Raw genomic sequence first — 16,412 nt, forward strand, 5'->3', positions numbered from 1 at the left:
GGAGGTGACCAGATGGAACTCTCGCCGCAACTTCGATTCGAAGAGATCGAAGGCATGGAGGCTCCCGACTCCGACTTCTATGTCGGGTTCAAGCTCGCGATCGTGCTCGGACTCGTCGCCGTGGCCGCGACCTGATCGTCGGCTCTCGGCCGGATGCAACGAAGAACGGAGGTGAAACGTGCAACAGAACACCACAGGACTCTGGTTCGAAGAGCTCGACGAGGCAAACGCCCCGATGAGCCCGGAGGAATGGGCCTTCAACATCATCACGTTCGGAGCAGCGCTCGCCGCTCTCGCCACGTGACAAACGGTGGGCGGTCGTCGATCGCGACCGCCCACTCCATCGCACCCACCCGACGAGAGGATGACAGATGGTGGATACCAGCCCGCCGAAGCCGACCGCCTCAGACAGCGGTCCCCGGTGTCTCGCCACGATCCTGACCGAGGGGAGAGAGCCGGCCGATCTGTACTCTGTCGAGGGATCGCGCCTCTACGAGAGGTTCGCCGAGTTCGATGACTCGGAGCAGCGCGAACTCCTTCGCCGATTGTCCCGGACGGACGGCGACATCCTCGAGCTGGCCGCCGGCGGCGGACGGCTCACGCTTCCCTTTCTGTCTCTCGGCCGACCCGTCTTCGGAATCGATCTGTCGCCCGAGATGGTTCGCATCCTGCGCGACCGGTACGACCACCTCCCCGCTTCGCGGCGACGAGTGTCTCTCACTGCAGAGATCGCCGACATGCGCTGCTTCGATCTGCAGCGCCGGTTCGGCGCGATCGTGCTCGCGACGACATCGGTGTTCCTGCTCGACGCCGGAGGCCGACAGCAGCTGTTCGCCTCTGTGAAGGCACATCTCGCGAGCGGGGGAGTCTTCCTCCTCACCGTGTACGCGGCGCCGCTGCGGCCGGGGGCGACCTCGACCCGTGTCATTCCCCTCGCCGGACAGCATCCGGAGGTCGTGCTCCTCAGCGATCTCGTCGGAGACGACGGGCGGACGAGGGAGATATCGGCGCTCCACGTCGCCCGAAGCGAAGAAGGCGCGCTCGACGTCTCGTCCTACTCATCCGTCGTGTTCGTCGCTTCCGAGGACGAGCTCGACGCGGAGCTCGCCGCCGCGGGCCTCACGCGAGTCGAGTCCATCGAGGTGGGCGGTTCCGCCGATGCGGGAGCACTGCGGATCCTGGGGTACTCCGCATGAGAGAGGGTTCCTCGGCGATGCGCTCGTGGGACGAGCTGTGGCCGGAACTCGCCGATGACGTCAGCGTGGATGCGCCCCTCCACGATGGCGCCCCCTGGGTCATCGCGGTCTCGAAGGTGCCCCGCGCACGCGTGGGTGCGGACTTCGCCCGATTGGCCGCATCTTTCGACGGTCGACGTTCTCTGCGTGAGGCCGCAGACGCGGCCGGCCTGTCCGTCGGTCCGGCACAGGCACTCGATGTGGTGGATGCCTTGGCGGCAGCGGATCTCCTCCGCTCCGGTTCTCCCGCCGTCGCGCTCCGTGCCCGACCCGGCAGGCGCACTCTCAAGGCTCGCGCAGCCGGCGGCCGTCTCCAGTACCGCGCTCCGCTGACCGTACAGTGGACGATCCTCGATCCGTCGGCTCTCGCCCGGACGCTCGCTGCTCCGATCCGGCTGCGTGCGTTCCGTGTCGTCCTGTACGCCACGGTCGCGGTGCTCCTCGTGCTCGCGGGAGTCGCCGTCGCCGTCGATCTGGAATCGATCATCGGCGTGCTCGCGGCGCCCCTGCCCATCGATCTCGTCCCGGTGCTGATCCTCGCCGTCGCGCTGACCGGATGCGTGCACGAACTCGGCCATGCCGTGATGCTGGCGGCCCTGGGTGGGCGCCCGACGCGGATGGGCATCATGCTGTTCTACCTCATGCCGGCATTCTTCTGCGACGTGACCGACGGCTGGCGGATCGGCGGACGGCGGAGTCGCGCTGCGGTGGCACTCGCAGGACCCGCGATCCATCTCGTCCTCGCCTCCGCGTCGTTCGCACTCGTTCCGGTCGTCGGTGACACGAATCTCCGGGCGCTGCTCGCGCTGTACGGCTTTGCCTGCCTGGTCGCCGTCGTGGCGAACCTCGTTCCCTTCATCAAGCTCGACGGCTACCTCGCGCTGGTCGCGATCACCGACACGCCCTACCTCCGACGAGTCGCCATGACGGCCGCGCGGCGGGGGATGGCGCGGATGCTGTTCGGCGTCGACCTCCGCCCGGATGCTCCGCGGGATGCGTTCCCGCTCATCGCCTTCGGCGCGCTGTGCACGCTCTTCCCGCTTCTGCTCTTCCTCTGGGGGGCGATCCGGCTGCAGCCGACGTTCCTCGACCTCGGGCACTGGAGCGCGATGTCGTATCTCGCGCTCGTCGCGACCTTCCTGATCGTGACCGCACGGCGAATCGTGCGCTTCGCCACAGCCTGTCTCCGTCTTCGGCCCCGCGCCCGACGAATCGGGTTCGCGCTCGGAGTCGCTCTGATAGCGGGCTCCCTTCTCGTCCAGATCCCCGTGCCGGCGACGGCCCACGCTGGGTACGTGGTGCGCGCGGACCAGGTGTTCGTGGTGTCGAGCAGCCAATCGATCGTCGAATCCCTGAGGCCGGGTGGGGTCGTGCGCCTTCGGACGAACGGGGTCGTTCTCCGGCTGGAGGTCGGCACCGCGGCCGTTCCCGATGACCCGAGCAGGCCGACGGAGGTGACCGTCCCCGTCTCCGCGGCGGCACCGGTCTCGGCCCCGGGAACCACGGTGACCGCATGGGGCATCCCCCTGACGAAGGTCGAGTCGCTCGCTCCGCTGCCGGCGGCCGGTATCGCCGACATCGAACTCGCCGTTTCGCTGCCCCTCGGCGAGTACGCCGTCGGACTGCTCATCGGCGAACCGTTGAGCGCCGTCTTCGAGGGGGTGCGACAGTGACGACGAGCGCGATGAGCACCCCGGGGGAGCCTCCCCGGCACTTGACGGCGGCCCTCGCGCAGGCTGCGCATCACTGGGATCGACAGATCGTCGGTCAGCCGATCGTGGGGTGGCGGGGCCGCACGGCCGGAGTCGCCGTCGAGGACCAGAGAGGTGGGCAGGAGTGGCTCCGCGTGGTCGTCGCGCGCCCAGAGCTCGCGCGCGGCGACTGGTGGAACGGCAACACGGATGCCATGACTCTGGTGGGCGTGCGCCACCCGATGATCTTCACCTGGCACGAATGGTCGGAGGGCGCTGAGCGCGTCCGCGGCGAGTTGATGGAGATTCTTCCGGGGCACGTGTGCTCCGCGACTCCAGAACTGCGCCACGAGCTCGCACTCGACAGTCGATGGTGGTCGGACCTCGATGAGAACCTCGCGCTGCTCGCACGACATCGCACGCGCAGGGAGAGCACGACGGCGTCGTCGATCTCTCATCGAAGCCACGTGCTGTTCGGGCGACGTGTCGACTTCTCCGGGGTCAGATGGAGCACCGCGCACGGAGACCTGCACTGGGCCAACGTCTTCGCACCCCAGTTCGCACTGCTCGACTGGGAGGCCTGGGGGAGTGCTCCGGACGGAAGCGACATCGCGGGGCTCTATCTGCATTCGCTCCTGGTCCCGGAGGTCGCCGCCACGATCCTCGACCGCTTTCCGGAAGTCTTCGCGTCGACGTCCGGTCGGGTCGGCCTCGTCTTCCATGCCTCTCGCATGCTCGCGCGCGCCATGGCCGGCGACTACCCCGATCTGATCGATCCCATCCACGAAGCAGTGCGTCGATTCGCACCGCACGACTAGCAGAGGAGACTTCGCATGAGTGCAGAAGCCGTTGCTTTCCACAGGTTCACGAAGGCGTTCGGAGGCCGCAAGGCCGTCGACGACCTCACCCTTTCCTGCGAGCGCGGCAAGATTCTGGGCATGCTGGGCCCCAACGGGGCAGGAAAGAGCACCGCCATGCGCGGCCTCGTGGGCCTGCTGCGTCCGACCAGCGGCACGGCGACGGTGTTCGGACGTCACTTCGCCGAGCTCCGCGACCCTGCGCGAACGGTGGGGGTGCACATGGACGGCCTGGGGTTCGAGGCCGGCATCAGCGGGCGCAGGCATCTCCAGATCCTGTCGATAGCCGCGGGTATGCCGAAGAGTCGCCCCGACCAGCTGCTGGAGATCGTCGGCCTCGAGCAGGAGGGACGAAAGCGGGTGAAGCACTACTCGACCGGGATGAGGCAGCGACTCGGGCTCGCCGCCGCACTGGTCGGCGACCCTGAACTGCTCGTCCTCGACGAACCGGCCAACGGCCTCGACCCGGAGGGCATCCACTGGCTTCGGCGGTTTCTGCGGAAGGAGCGCGACGCCGGACGAACGATCGTGGTGTCGAGCCACCAGCTCGGCGAACTGGAACAGATCGTCGACGACATCGCCGTGATCAAGCGGTCTCTGCTGTACGTCGGATCACTCGACGGGCTGACAGGCTCGGGTGCGCACACGTTGGAGGACCGCTACCTGGAACTCGTCGTCGACACGATGCGAGGCAAGCGATGAGCGTGCTGGTGCCCCGACAGATCCGAGCCGATGTGCTCAAGGCGCTCTCCGGGCCGACGCTCCTGACGCTGTCCTCACTGGTGATCGTCGTCCCCCTGCTGATCGTCTTCATGACGGGACTCGTCGACGGTCTGGCCTTCGTCGGATCAGCCGAGGCCACGCGCACCCTTCTCCCGATCGGGGTCGCCGGATCGCTCGGCTGCGCGTTCTACGGCAGCTACCTGGTCACCAGGGACGACTACTACCGCGGGATGGAGCGCGCATTCCTGATGGCTTCGCCCCGGACGGTCTTCACGTCGCGTGTCGTCGTCGCCGCGCTCATCGGGCTCGCTTTCTCCACGGCGGGTTTCCTCCTCTGGACCGTGGCGACCGCCGCGATGCTCCGGTCCCACGATCGCGAGTTGCGCATCGGGGCGGAGGTGCTCCCGCTGGCGATGGGGAACTTGTTCGCCGGAGCGCTCGCCGCAGCCATCGGCTGCGGCATCGGGTGGGTGGTCCGCAACTACTACGTCGCGGTCGTCGTTCTGCTGATCCTTCCCGCGATCATCGCTGCGCCGATGCTCGCTCGTCTTCGCGATGTCGAGAGATTCCTCCCGGTGGGAGCTGTCGCGGGTCTCGGCGGAGTGAAGATGGACGGACTTCTGGCTCCGGCCGGGGCAGGACTCGTCCTCGCGGGATGGACCGTGCTGGCACTCGCAGCAGGATGGTTCGCCCTCCGCCGACGGAGGCAGGTGTGATGGTGTGGCGGGCGGCGCGGATCGAGGCGCTCCGACTGTTCACAGAGCCGGGGCTGGCCGCGTTTCTCGGCCTGGCGCTGCTTCCGGCGATCGCCATCGTCGCAGGTCTGCCAGGCGGCGTCCCGCCGTCGGGTGGAGCGCTGGACGGTCCCTTGCACGTCTCGCTGCTCGTGAATGCAGCTCTGCTCGCGGCAGGCTTCGGCGCTGTTCGGACCGCCGTCGCATTCAGGGCGGGAATCGTCGGGCGGGACGCCCTGGTCCTCAGATCGGGCGCGGGGTTCTGGATGCGTGTCGTGTCGTCGGCGTCGGGGGGTGCCGTGGTCGCTCTCGGGGCGTGGACGTTCGCGTGCGTCGGCGTCCGGATATTCGGACATCTCGATGTGTTCGGTGCTCCGTCGCTCGGTGCCGCGCTCATGCTGGGGGCGGGGGCAGGCATCTGGGGCGCGGCCATCGGGGCATTGGTGCGTGCTCCGCTCGCGGTGCTGCCCCTTGTCATCCTGTCGCTGAGTCCGGCGATGTTCCTGTCCGTGCTCTTTCCGGATGCGGTGATCGCGCTACCGCTCGGCAGCGCGCTCCTGGCGCTCGATGTTCCCATCATCGAGGCCGCCGGCGAACGGTGGTGGAGCGTGGGGGTCGCCTTCCTGTGGCTCATCGGAGCCCTGTGCCTGTCCTTCGCGATGTATCGGGAGCGGCCGCTTCTGTCGTGACCGCGTAAAATCGCCGGGTGGCAACCCCGAAGATCGTCCTGTTCTACGCTTTCACGCCGCTCGCCGACCCCGAGGCCATCCGCCTCTGGCAGCGCGACCTCGGCGAGGCGCTCGGCCTGCGCGGGCGGGTGCTCATCTCGAAGGACGGCGTGAACGGCACCCTAGGGGGCGACGTCCGGGCGCTGAAGAAGTGGTCGCGCTCCTTCCGCTCCTACGCGCCGTTCGCGGACGCCGACATCAAGTGGAGCGAGGGGACGGGCCTGGATGCCGAGGGTCGAAGCCTCGACTTCCCGAAGCTCAGCGTCAAGGTGCGCGATGAGATCGTGTCCTTCGGCGCCCCGGGTGAGCTGAAGGTCGACGAGCACGGCGTGGTCGGCGGTGGGACGCGACTCACTCCCGAGGCGCTTCATGAGCTGATCGACGAGCGCGGCGACGATGTGGTCTTCTTCGACGGACGCAACGCCCTCGAGGCGCAGATCGGAAGGTTCCGCGGCGCGGTCGTGCCCGACACCGAGACCACGAGGGATTTCGTGCAGCTGCTCGACTCGGGAGCGTACGACGACCTGAAGGGCAAGCCTGTGGTCACCTACTGCACGGGGGGCATCCGCTGCGAAGTGCTCTCCAGCCTCATGACCGCGCGTGGCTTCGGAGAGGTCTACCAGCTCGAAGGCGGGATCGTCCGGTACGGAGAGCAGTACGGCGACGACGGCCTGTGGGAGGGATCCCTCTATGTGTTCGACAAGCGCGGCTCCGTCGACTTCTCCGACCATGCCCAGGTGGTCGGCGAATGCGTCGGCTGCGGCGCCGCGACCAAGCGCACGGCCAACTGCCCCGACCTCTCCTGTCGCGCCCAGTTCGTCGTCTGCGCCGACTGCGAGTCCGTGCCCTGCGCCGCGCACGCGGCCTGAGCGGCGCTCAGATCGCGGCGGCCGTCGTACTTCTCGTGGCGAACAGAGAGCGGGGCACGAGCACAGCGCGCAACTGCGCCGGACGGTCGACGCTGCGATGCAGGCGCCCGAGAACGGCGCTCAACGGGACCGCGAGATCGATCGGCTCCGCACCGGTCCGTGCGTAGTTCGCCCGCTCGACGGCATCCGTCAGCCGAGTCATCGCCTCCGGATCGACGGCACTGTTCCGGATCAGATCTGCCGCACGCATCCTCGGCGTGTCCGCATCCGACGCCGGAAGCTGGAGGTCGATCAGGGTGTCGCGAAGTTCCGCCCACACGGCCGCCGAATCGCCGGAACGCGCTCGCCGCAGGCGCATCCAGCGCTCCACGCGGCGGATCAGAGCGGGGAGGAGCAGGAGCAGGATCGCGCCCAGAGCCGTGAGCACCACGGGCATCGGGTCGAGGCGGCGCAGCTCTCCGCCGGTGCCCGCGCCCTCCGCCTCGTCGCCGCGCTCGATATCCGGGCCTGCGGACTCCTCGGCCTGTGGAGCCGTCGTCGGGGCCGGAGCCGCAGGTCCGCCCGTCCCTGCGCCGTCGGCGGCACCCGCGCGGAAGGCGGTCGGAACGCCGAGCGAGGCGGTGGGCTCGAACGGGACCCACCCCACACCCGGGAACAGCACCTCCGGCCAGGAATGCAGCTGATCGCTCGAGACCGAGAACACGGACTCGTCGCCCCGCTTCTCATCGGTCAGCGATCCGGGGAGGTAGCCGACGACGATGCGCGTCTGCATCCCGAGGCTCTCCGCCATCAGCGCGAACGCTCCGGCGAAGTGCACGCAGTAGCCCGATCGCTCTTCGAGGAACTGGGCGACTGCCTCTGCTCCGGTCCCGTCGAACCCCTCTTCCACCGGCGTCTCCAGCGAGTAGATGAACTCCGAGCGGAACCAGGTCTGCAGGGCGACGAGACGGTCGTAGTCGGTTCCGGCCTCCGCGGTGACATCGTTCGCGAGGGTGGCGATGATCTCCGGCAGCTCCAGTGGTTCCGCGTCGGGGTCGACCACGGGCTCCGCAGCGTCGAGGGCGCGGATCTGCTCGAGGGTCGGGATCACCCGCGTCGATGCGACGGTGTAGTCGTTGCCCGCGGCATCCGCGCTTCGGGAGACGAGCGTGCGGTTGTCGACAGCCACGCGCCACGAACCGGTGAGCCCCTGAACGTCGGTCGCCGGGTAGGGCACGGGCAGCCAGGAGCTCGACATGCGCAGGATGCGGATCGAGGTCGTCTGCTCCTCGGTCGCCACGTCGGGACTCCACTCGGGGCCGCCGAAGCCCTCCTCCTGCGACTGCACGTCGCCCCGATCGGGCTGCCAGACCCGGCCGTCGAAGCGCGACAGGGTGGTCAGGCGCAGATACGGTGCGATCTCGCCCTTCGCTGCGACGGTGAGCACCTCGACCGGGTTCGGCTGACGAAGGTCGTCTCCGAGCCGCAGGGACGCATCGACCGTGACGCCGACGCCCGTTCCCGCCAGGTTCGCCGTCACCGGGAGCGCGGGGGCGATCGCGACGGTCACAGCCAGGGCCGCGGCGCCGACGGCCACGGCGATCGTCGTGGAGGAACGGCGCGGGGAGAGCGGATGCCGCCGTGCGGTGAACCGGAACAGGATGAGGACGAGCACGCCGAGCATCACGAACCAGACGACGTGCGGTTCGCCCATCGTGACGATCATCGGGATCGCGCCGACGACTCCGGTCAGCAGGGCCGCGATCACGACGGAGCGGTGCGCCACGAGGTGATCGAGGAGGATCGCGATGACCGCGAACCCCGATCCCATGGCCGCCGCGAGTCCCGGCGAGGCGTCGAGCGGTGCGGTGCCGAAGACGATCTGCTCCCAGACGGCGGCGGCGAGGGCGCCGAAGACGGTCAGCGTCGTGGATGTCGGGAAGATGCCGAGGAACGCGGTGTCGCCGGCGACGAGCTGCGTGACCACGGCGACGGCGACCACGAGCTGCACCACGAACGTCGTGACGTCGCAGAGCCAGGGGGTCTGCCGCCGCAGGAGGTGGCGCATCAGCATGCCGGTGGCCGCCGTGATGACCACGACGATGACGACGGTGATCGACCAGGCTCCCGGTTCGATGACCGAGGTGAACGGCCACATCGCGACGAACGATGCCGCCGCGGCCAGCGCGCCGGGCGCGACGACGCCGGACGGCTCCTCGTGATCGCGGTGCCAGCGCGGCGGCGTCTGCGGCCGCGCGGTCGGCATGCTCGGTGCGCGCTCAGCCCGGAACATCGCCGACCCCGATCCGCGCGGAGACCGCATCCTCCCAGGCCTCGGCGACGTCCGGCCCCAGCGGCGCCACGGTCCAGCCGTGCTGAGCGGCCGCTTCGGCGGCGCCGTCGAGCAGCTCGGTGCTGAACAGCATCGGCGCGGCCGCGCCGGACGGGCGCAGCAGCGCCGCGTCCTCCTCGTCCAGGCGGCCCGTGATGTACACCAGCGGACCCGGCGGCGTTCCACCGATGAGGGTCGCGAGATCTCGGCTGTCGCCGCGCGGGGCGACCATGGCGAGCGCCACGAGCAGCCCGTCGCGATCGTCTTCGTGGCCGCGCAGCGTGCCGAGGAGCGTGCCGGCGCTGTCGATCACGTCGACGCTGTAGCCCTCGGACGACAGGTGGACGGCCGTCGAGGCGCACAACGACACCGCGGCTTCGAAGGCGGGGTCGGCGTGCGCGCCCGGGGTGTCCCAGCGACGGCCGCTGCGATCGATCACGACCACGGCATCCGGGCTGGACTCCTCTTCCTCCTGACGCACCATCAGCTGCCCGCGATGCGCGGTCGCCCGCCAATGGATGCGGCGCATGGAGTCGCCGGGGATGTAGCCGCGCGGTGAGAGGTTGTCGCTGCCCTGACCGAGCCGGCTCGACGAGGTGTGGGCGGTGCCGCCGGCAGCGCCTACCCGCACGGCCAGGGGGGCGAGCGTGAAGATCTCGGGCACGACCGTGATGCTCCGCGTGTCGCCGAACGACTGCTCGCGCTGGGCCAGGCCGAAGGGGTCGACGGTGCGCAGCATCAGCGGTCCGAGCGGCCACACGCCACGGCGGACCCCGGTGATCAGGTAGCTGAGCTGTCCCGTCTCCGGCGGATATTCCCCGCCGGAATCGCCGGTGACCGCATCGGGGAGCTCGTCTCGCCAGAGTCCGTGCGGGACCCGCAGTGCGCGCAGAGTGAATCGCACGGTCACCCGCGACGCCTCCGAGACCGTGAGCAGGTCGGTGGAGATGCGCCGCGTGACGGTGCCGGAGCGCCGCGGCACACGGACGGCGATGACCGAGAACAGCGTCAGCAGCGCCAACAGGAGGCCGAGGTAGAGGAGGATGCGGGCGCCGACGAGGTTGGCCGCGATCATGCACCCGAGCGCTGCGACGAGCGCGCCCGTGCCCCGTGCGGTGAGGGTTCTGCGGCGGCGCATCGGGGGTCCCGGTCAGGTGCGCGTCGCGACGGGGACGCGCACCCGTTCCACGATCTGGGTGAGGGCGGCCTCGACGGGCTGGGCGCCGGCGCGATGCGCACCGCGTGCGGGGAGCAGCCGATGGGCGAGCACCGGGATCAGCAGGGCGGTGATGTCGTCCGGGATCACGAAGTCGCGCCCGTCGAGGGCCGCCCACACCTTCGCCGATCGGACGAGCTGCAGCGTGGCGCGGGGGCTCGCGCCGAGGTGGAGATTCGGATCGGAGCGCGTGGCCTGGGCGAGTGCCACCGCGTACTCCTCGAGGGCCGGGGCGACGTGCACCGATCGAGCCCAGGCGATCAGCTGCGAGATCGACGCCGCGTTCGCCACGGGCGACACCGCGGCCAGAGGATTCACGACATCGCGCTGGCGGAGCATGAGGGCTTCCGCGGCGGCATCCGGATATCCCATCGAGATGCGCATCATGAATCTGTCCCGCTGGGCCTCCGGCAGGGCGTAGGTGCCCTCCATCTCCAGAGGGTTCTGCGTGGCGACGACGAGGAACGGTTTCGGGAGGGGGTGGGTGGCGCCGTCGACCGTGACCTGTCCCTCCTCCATCGCCTCGAGGAGGGCGGACTGCGTCTTGGGGGAGGAGCGGTTGATCTCGTCGGCGATCACGATGTGCGCGAAGATCGCGCCGCGCTTGAACTCGAATTCCCGGTCGACCGGGTTGTAGACCGAGACGCCGGTCACATCACCGGGAAGCAGATCGGGGGTGAACTGGATGCGCCGCACCGTCGCGTCGACGCTCGCGGCGAGGGCGCGAGCCAGCATGGTCTTGCCGACCCCGGGGACGTCCTCGATGAGGAGATGGCCCTCCGCCAGCAGACAGACGAGGGCGCTGCGCACCGCGTCCGGCTTCCCGTCGATCACCTGGCCGATCGACGAGAGGATCGCAGAGGTCTGCACGGCGAACGCGTCGGCGTCGATCATCGCCGGGATCCGGGGGGAGTTGTCTGGCATGCGTTCCCTCTCGCGTTGGCGCCTCGGTGCGCGTTACTCGATCGTAACCCTGTAAGGTCAACGGCGCTCTGGCAGGTTCCCCTGAGGATGCGGGCGCGGGCGCCCCTCGATTCGAGGGACCGTGCGTGTCGGGTTAGGATAGATCTCGGCTCTCCGCGTGGCGGCATCCAGGCCAATTCCCCCAGGGCGGAAACGCAGCAAGGGTAACCGGGCTCTGCTGGGTGCGCGGAGGGTCATTTTCTTTGCCCTCGGGCGGGTCGCTGCGATCAGCTTGCGCGCTCAGTCGCCTCCGGGCTGCGCCTGCGACAATCAGCACGTGACCGTCATGCCGCCCCGCAACAGCTCGAACACGCAGAGCAACTCGAGCGCTCTCGGCCGTTTCGTCTCGCCGGTCGTGCTGCTCGCGCTGATGTGGCTCGTCCAGGCCCTCGACGCGGTCCTGCCCGGTTCGTTCACCGGCTTCGGCCTGCGGTCCTGGGATGTCACCGGTCTCGGCGGCATCGTGCTGGGGCCGCTGCTGCACGCCAACTGGGGCCACCTCATCGCCAACTCGGCGCCGTTCCTGGTGCTCGGCTGCCTCGTCGCCGTGGAAGGCGCACGGCGATTCTGGGCCGTCACGGCGAGCGTCGCGATCGTGGGTGGGCTCGGCACCTGGCTCGTCAATGCTCCCGGCACCCTGACGGTCGGCGCCTCGGTCCTGGTGTTCGGCTACTTCGGCTACGTCGTGATGCGCGTCTTCGCTCCCGGCCGTGTCTCCCATCGCGTCCTCTACGCCGTCATCGCCCTCATCGTCATCTCCCTCTACGGCGGGTCGATGCTCGCGGGCGTCTTCGGCGCGGCCGAGGGCGTGTCCTGGCAGGGCCACCTGTTCGGAGCTGTCGGCGGCGGCGTCGCAGCCCTCGCCGGCAGGCGCCGCAGACCGGATCGTGACGTGACACCGTGAGCCGCGGTCGGGCCAACCCGCAGCGAAAGGCGCGACCTCGGAAGCCCTCGAAGTCCCGCGCCACCGCAGCGCGAAGCGCCGCCAGGGGAACCACGAGGAAGGGGACGGCGAATCGCCGCAAGCCGGGAGCCCGCCGACAGGCACTGCTCCGCCTGCGTCGTCGACGGATGCTGCGCCGCATCCTGATCTCCGCGGGAGCGGTGGCCGCCGGCGTCGCACTCCTGGTCCTGATCCCGCTGGGCCTCGCCCGCGATCCCGCGGCGATCTGCATCGACGACCCGCGGACGTTCCCGGAGGCGGGCATCGAAGGGTGGAGCGGCGAGCAGCTCGAGAACGCCGCGACCATCGTGCGTACGGCATCCGCCCTCGGGTTCGGACGCGACGGCCAGATCCTCGGCGTCATGACGGCGATGGGGGAGAGCAGTCTGGAGAACATCGACTACGGCGACTGGGAGACCCGCGGCTTCACCAACCCCGACGGCACGCCCACCAGCAGCATCGGCCTGTTCCAGCAGCAGGAGTGGTGGGGCAGCGTCGAGGCCCGGATGGACCCGGCCACCGCCGCGACGATGTTCTTCGAACGACTCGGACGCCTGCCCGACTGGCAGCAGCTGCCGCCCTCGCACGCGATCCATCGCGTGCAGGTGAACACCGATCGGGACTACTACGCCCGCTTCCAGGAGGACGCCGCCGCGATCGTCGACGCCCTGTCCGGCACGTGCACGGCAGACCCCGCCTAAGCTGAACCCGTGGCGCGGAGCATCTACATCACCTCGGCCGAAGGCCATTCCGGAAAGTCGACGATCGCCCTGGGGGCGCTCGACGCCTTGATGCGCGTGTCGCCGCGGGTGGGCGTGTTCCGTCCGATCGCCCGGTCGGTCACCGAGCGCGACGAGATCCTCGATCTGATGCTCGCCCACGACGGCGTGCACCTCGACTACGAGGACTGCATCGGCGTCACCTACGACGATGTCCGTCGCGACCCCGACGCGGCACTGTCGACCATCGTCGCGCGCTTCAAGGCCGTCGAGGCGCAGTGCGACGCCGTGGTCATCATCGGCAGCGACTACACCGACGTCGCGAGCCCGGCCGAGCTCGGCTACAACGCCCGCATCGCCGCGAACCTCGGCGCGCCCGTGCTGCTCGCGCTCAGCGGCCGCGATCAGCAGCGGCAGGCGGAGCAGCTCGGCACGACGACCGCGCGCACCGCGGCGGCGGTCAGCCAGATCGCCGCACTGGCGCTGTCCGAACTCGCCGAGGAGCGCGCGGAGCTGTTCGCGGTCGTCGTCAACCGCGCGGATCCGGCAGCCCTCGACGACATCGTCGCCGAGGTGTCGGGAGCGCTTCCCGAGGAGGGCACCCCCGTCTGGGCGATCCCGGAGGACCGTGCGCTGGTCGCACCCTCGATCCGCAGTATCCTCGCCGCGGTCGACGGGAAGCTCCTCAAGGGCGACGACGACAGGCTCGGACGCGAGGCGCTCACGATCGTCGTCGCCGGCATGTCGATGGTGAACGTGCTCCCGCGGCTCACCGAGGAGGCGGTCGTGGTGATCCCTGCCGACCGCACCGAGGTGCTGCTCGCCGCCCTGCTGGCCGACTCGTCCGGCACGTTCCCTCGCATCGCCGGCATCATCCTCAACGGACCGTTCCCTCTTCCCGAGCCGATCGTGCAGCTTCTCGACGGCTTCTCCTCGACGGTGCCGATCATCACGACCGACCTCGGCACCTACGACACCGCGGTGCGGGTCATGGGCACCCGCGGCCTGATCTCGCCGGACTCGCGCGCCCGCTACGATCGCGCCCTCGGCCTCTTCCAGACCCACGTCGACATCGCCGAGCTGACCACGCAGCTGGGGCTCGCCGAATCGCGGGTCGTGACGCCGCTCATGTTCGAGTACGGCCTGATCGAGCGCGCTCGGGCCGACCGTCGCCACATCGTCCTTCCCGAGGGCGACGATGATCGCATCCTCCGCGCCGCCGCCACCCTGCTCGCCAGGGAGGTCGCGGATCTCACGATCCTCGGCGACGAGGCATCGGTGCGGGCACGGGCCGTCGAGCTCGGGGTGGACATCTCCGCGGCCAGGGTGATCAGCACCACCGATCCCGAGCTGGTCGAGCGCTTCGCGGCCGAGTACGCCCGGCTGCGGGCGCACAAGGGCATCACCCTCGCGCAGGCGGCCGACACCGTGACCGACGTGTCGTACTTCGGGACGATGATGGTGCACCTGGGCCTCGCCGACGGCATGGTGTCGGGTGCCGCGCACACGACGGCGCACACGATCCGGCCGTCCTTCGAGATCATCAAGACGAAACCCGGCGTGAACGTGGTCTCCAGCGTCTTCCTGATGGCGCTCGCCGATCGGGTGCTCGTCTACGGCGACTGCGCCGTGATCCCCGACCCCACCAGCGAGCAGCTCGCCGACATCGCCGTCTCCTCGGCGGCGACCGCCCGTCAGTTCGGCATCGAGCCGCGCATCGCGATGCTCTCGTACTCGACGGGGGAGTCGGGATCCGGAGCCGACGTCGACAAGGTCCGTGCGGCCACCGCCCTGGTGCGCGAACGCGCTCCCGAGCTGCTCGTCGAAGGACCGATCCAGTACGACGCGGCAGCGGATGCCGCCGTCGCGAAGGCCAAGCTCCCCGACTCCGCCGTGGCGGGCAGGGCGACGGTCTTCGTCTTCCCCGACCTCAACACCGGCAACAACACCTACAAGGCCGTGCAGCGCTCCGCCGGCGCCGTCGCCATCGGGCCGGTGCTGCAGGGCCTCAACAAGCCCATCAACGACCTCTCCCGCGGCGCGCTCGTCGACGACATCGTGAACACCGTGGCGATCACCGCGATCCAGGCCCAGGGCGCGGGGGAGGACGCGGCATGAGCGCGATCCTCGTGATCAACAGCGGATCCTCGTCGCTGAAGTACAGCCTGATCGACGTGGACACCGAGGACGAGCTCGCGAGCGGACTCATCGAGCGGATCGGTCAGGACGCCAGCCCGGTCTCGCACACGGTCCGCCCGGAGACGACGGCGGATGCCGTGCCGACGATGCTCGATGCGACGTACCGGTCCGAGCAGCCGGTCGCCGATCACCGCGCCGCCTTCGCGGTGATGCTGGAGCAGTTCGCGGCACACGGCCCTTCGCTGGAGGAGCGCCCGCCCGTCGCGGTCGGCCATCGCGTCGTGCACGGCGGCGCCCGCTTCTTCGCCCCGACGCTGATCGACGCCGACGTCGAACGCCAGATCGACGAGCTCGCGGTGCTCGCGCCGCTGCACAACCCCGCGAACCTGGCCGGCATCCGCGCCGCGAAAGCCGTCTTCACCGCCGTGCCGCACGTCGCCGTGTTCGACACGGCGTTCCACCAGACCCTCCCGCCCGCCGCCTTCACCTATGCGATCGACGCCGCGCTCGCCGCGGAGCACCGGGTCCGCCGCTACGGCTTCCACGGCACCAGTCACCAGTACGTGAGCGAGAAGGCGGCCGCGTTCCTCGGCAGAGATCTCGCCGACCTCCGCCAGATCGTCTTCCATCTCGGCAACGGCGCCTCGGTCACCGCGATCGACGGCGGACGCTCGGTCGAGACGTCGATGGGCCTGACACCGCTCGAGGGACTCGTGATGGGCACCCGCTCCGGCGACCTCGATCCCGCCGCGCTCGTGCATCTGTCGCGGCGTGCGGGGCTGTCGATCGACGACCTCGATCGGCTGCTCAACAGTCGCAGCGGCCTCCTCGGTCTCGCGGGACGCAGCGACATGCGCGACATCCTCACCGGTGTGGACGAGGGGGAGGAGGCCGCGACGCTCGCCTTCGACGTCTACATCCATCGGCTCCGCGCGTACGCCGGCGCCTACATCGCACAGCTCGGCGGCGTCGACGTCATCTCCTTCACCGCCGGCGTGGGAGAGAACGCGGCCCGGGTCAGGGCCGAGGCCCTCGCGACCCTCGGATTCGCCGGTGTCGAGATCGATCCGGGACGCAACGAGGCGCGGGAGCGCGGCATCCGCCGGATCTCTCGTGACGAGTCGCAGGTCGCCGTTCTCGTGGTGCCGACGAACGAGGAGCTGCAGATCGCCCGCCAGACCGCAGGACTGCTCTGATCGGATGCCGCGTCAGGGGTTACCCCGCCAGGCCGCACCGCATTACGCTTGCACAGTGGCACGGAGAGGTGCCGAACCATCATCGCCC

16 protein-coding genes and 1 other RNA gene are annotated in these 16,412 nt (G+C 69.7%); 14 read left to right on the forward strand and 3 right to left on the reverse strand.

Annotated features, from left to right (window positions below):
- Positions 1–12 precede the first annotated feature (12 nt).
- The 9 genes from ABS642_RS20125 to ABS642_RS20165 all read left to right on the forward strand — a co-directional run bounded on the left by ABS642_RS20125 (position 13) and on the right by ABS642_RS20165 (position 6,837).
- Positions 13–135: a daptide-type RiPP gene (locus ABS642_RS20125; protein ID WP_350351503.1), complete on the forward strand. Its 123-nt coding sequence runs from the start codon at positions 13–15 to the stop codon at positions 133–135.
- A 43-nt stretch (positions 136–178) separates the two neighbouring features.
- Positions 179–304, forward strand: a complete 126-nt coding sequence (locus ABS642_RS20130; RefSeq protein ID WP_350351504.1) for a hypothetical protein — start codon at positions 179–181, stop codon at positions 302–304.
- Between the two features lie 67 nt (positions 305–371).
- Positions 372–1,196 (forward strand): daptide-type RiPP biosynthesis methyltransferase, encoded by an 825-nt coding sequence (gene mpaM / locus ABS642_RS20135; protein ID WP_350351505.1) that lies wholly within the window; start codon positions 372–374, stop codon positions 1,194–1,196.
- Positions 1,193–2,908, forward strand: coding sequence for a daptide biosynthesis intramembrane metalloprotease (gene mpaP, locus ABS642_RS20140; RefSeq protein ID WP_350351506.1), 1,716 nt, complete (start codon positions 1,193–1,195; stop codon positions 2,906–2,908). Before mpaM ends, mpaP begins: the two co-directional genes overlap by 4 nt.
- Positions 2,909–2,919: 11 nt before the next feature.
- Entirely contained in the window at positions 2,920–3,744 is an 825-nt protein-coding gene (locus ABS642_RS20145; RefSeq protein ID WP_350351507.1) for a hypothetical protein, read from the forward strand.
- A gap of 15 nt (positions 3,745–3,759) precedes the next feature.
- On the forward strand, positions 3,760–4,485 hold the full coding sequence (locus ABS642_RS20150; protein WP_350351508.1) for an ATP-binding cassette domain-containing protein: 726 nt from the start codon (positions 3,760–3,762) through the stop codon (positions 4,483–4,485).
- 8 nt (positions 4,486–4,493) lie between these two features.
- Positions 4,494–5,222, forward strand: a complete 729-nt coding sequence (locus tag ABS642_RS20155) for a hypothetical protein (protein WP_350351509.1) — start codon at positions 4,494–4,496, stop codon at positions 5,220–5,222.
- Positions 5,222–5,929 carry a hypothetical protein gene (locus ABS642_RS20160; protein WP_350351510.1) on the forward strand — a complete coding sequence of 236 codons (708 nt, stop codon included), beginning with the start codon at positions 5,222–5,224 and terminating at the stop codon, positions 5,927–5,929. Before ABS642_RS20155 ends, ABS642_RS20160 begins: the two co-directional genes overlap by 1 nt.
- Before the next feature lie 17 nt (positions 5,930–5,946).
- Complete coding sequence (locus ABS642_RS20165) at positions 5,947–6,837, forward strand: rhodanese-related sulfurtransferase (protein WP_282216297.1); 891 nt, start codon at positions 5,947–5,949, stop codon at positions 6,835–6,837.
- 7 nt (positions 6,838–6,844) lie between these two features.
- Here ABS642_RS20165 and ABS642_RS20170 read toward each other — a convergent pair whose 3' ends face one another.
- From ABS642_RS20170 to ABS642_RS20180, 3 genes are read right to left on the reverse strand one after another with little or no spacing between them, the layout of a single operon-like run.
- Entirely contained in the window at positions 6,845–9,109 is a 2,265-nt protein-coding gene (locus tag ABS642_RS20170; RefSeq protein ID WP_350351511.1) for a DUF3488 and transglutaminase-like domain-containing protein, read from the reverse strand.
- Positions 9,096–10,286 carry a DUF58 domain-containing protein gene (locus ABS642_RS20175; RefSeq protein WP_282216299.1) on the reverse strand — a complete coding sequence of 397 codons (1,191 nt, stop codon included), beginning with the start codon at positions 10,284–10,286 and terminating at the stop codon, positions 9,096–9,098. The genes ABS642_RS20170 and ABS642_RS20175 overlap by 14 nt, the downstream gene beginning before the upstream one ends.
- Positions 10,287–10,298: 12 nt before the next feature.
- Positions 10,299–11,288: a MoxR family ATPase gene (locus ABS642_RS20180; protein ID WP_282216300.1), complete on the reverse strand. Its 990-nt coding sequence runs from the start codon at positions 11,286–11,288 to the stop codon at positions 10,299–10,301.
- A gap of 144 nt (positions 11,289–11,432) precedes the next feature.
- Here ABS642_RS20180 and ffs point away from each other — a divergent pair.
- From ffs to ABS642_RS20205, 5 genes are all read left to right on the forward strand, one after another.
- An RNA gene (gene ffs / locus ABS642_RS20185) (signal recognition particle sRNA small type) lies at positions 11,433–11,529 on the forward strand.
- Between the two features lie 84 nt (positions 11,530–11,613).
- Positions 11,614–12,231 (forward strand): rhomboid family intramembrane serine protease, encoded by a 618-nt coding sequence (locus ABS642_RS20190; protein ID WP_350353473.1) that lies wholly within the window; start codon positions 11,614–11,616, stop codon positions 12,229–12,231.
- On the forward strand, positions 12,228–12,971 hold the full coding sequence (locus ABS642_RS20195; RefSeq protein ID WP_350351512.1) for a hypothetical protein: 744 nt from the start codon (positions 12,228–12,230) through the stop codon (positions 12,969–12,971). The genes ABS642_RS20190 and ABS642_RS20195 overlap by 4 nt, the downstream gene beginning before the upstream one ends.
- Before the next feature lie 9 nt (positions 12,972–12,980).
- Complete coding sequence (gene pta / locus ABS642_RS20200; RefSeq protein ID WP_350351513.1) at positions 12,981–15,107, forward strand: phosphate acetyltransferase; 2,127 nt, start codon at positions 12,981–12,983, stop codon at positions 15,105–15,107.
- Complete coding sequence (locus tag ABS642_RS20205; RefSeq protein WP_350351514.1) at positions 15,104–16,324, forward strand: acetate kinase; 1,221 nt, start codon at positions 15,104–15,106, stop codon at positions 16,322–16,324. Before pta ends, ABS642_RS20205 begins: the two co-directional genes overlap by 4 nt.
- Positions 16,325–16,412 lie beyond the last annotated feature (88 nt).

The organism is Microbacterium sp. A8/3-1 (assembly GCF_040267695.1).
Classification (GTDB): Bacteria; Actinomycetota; Actinomycetes; order Actinomycetales; family Microbacteriaceae; genus Microbacterium; species Microbacterium luteolum.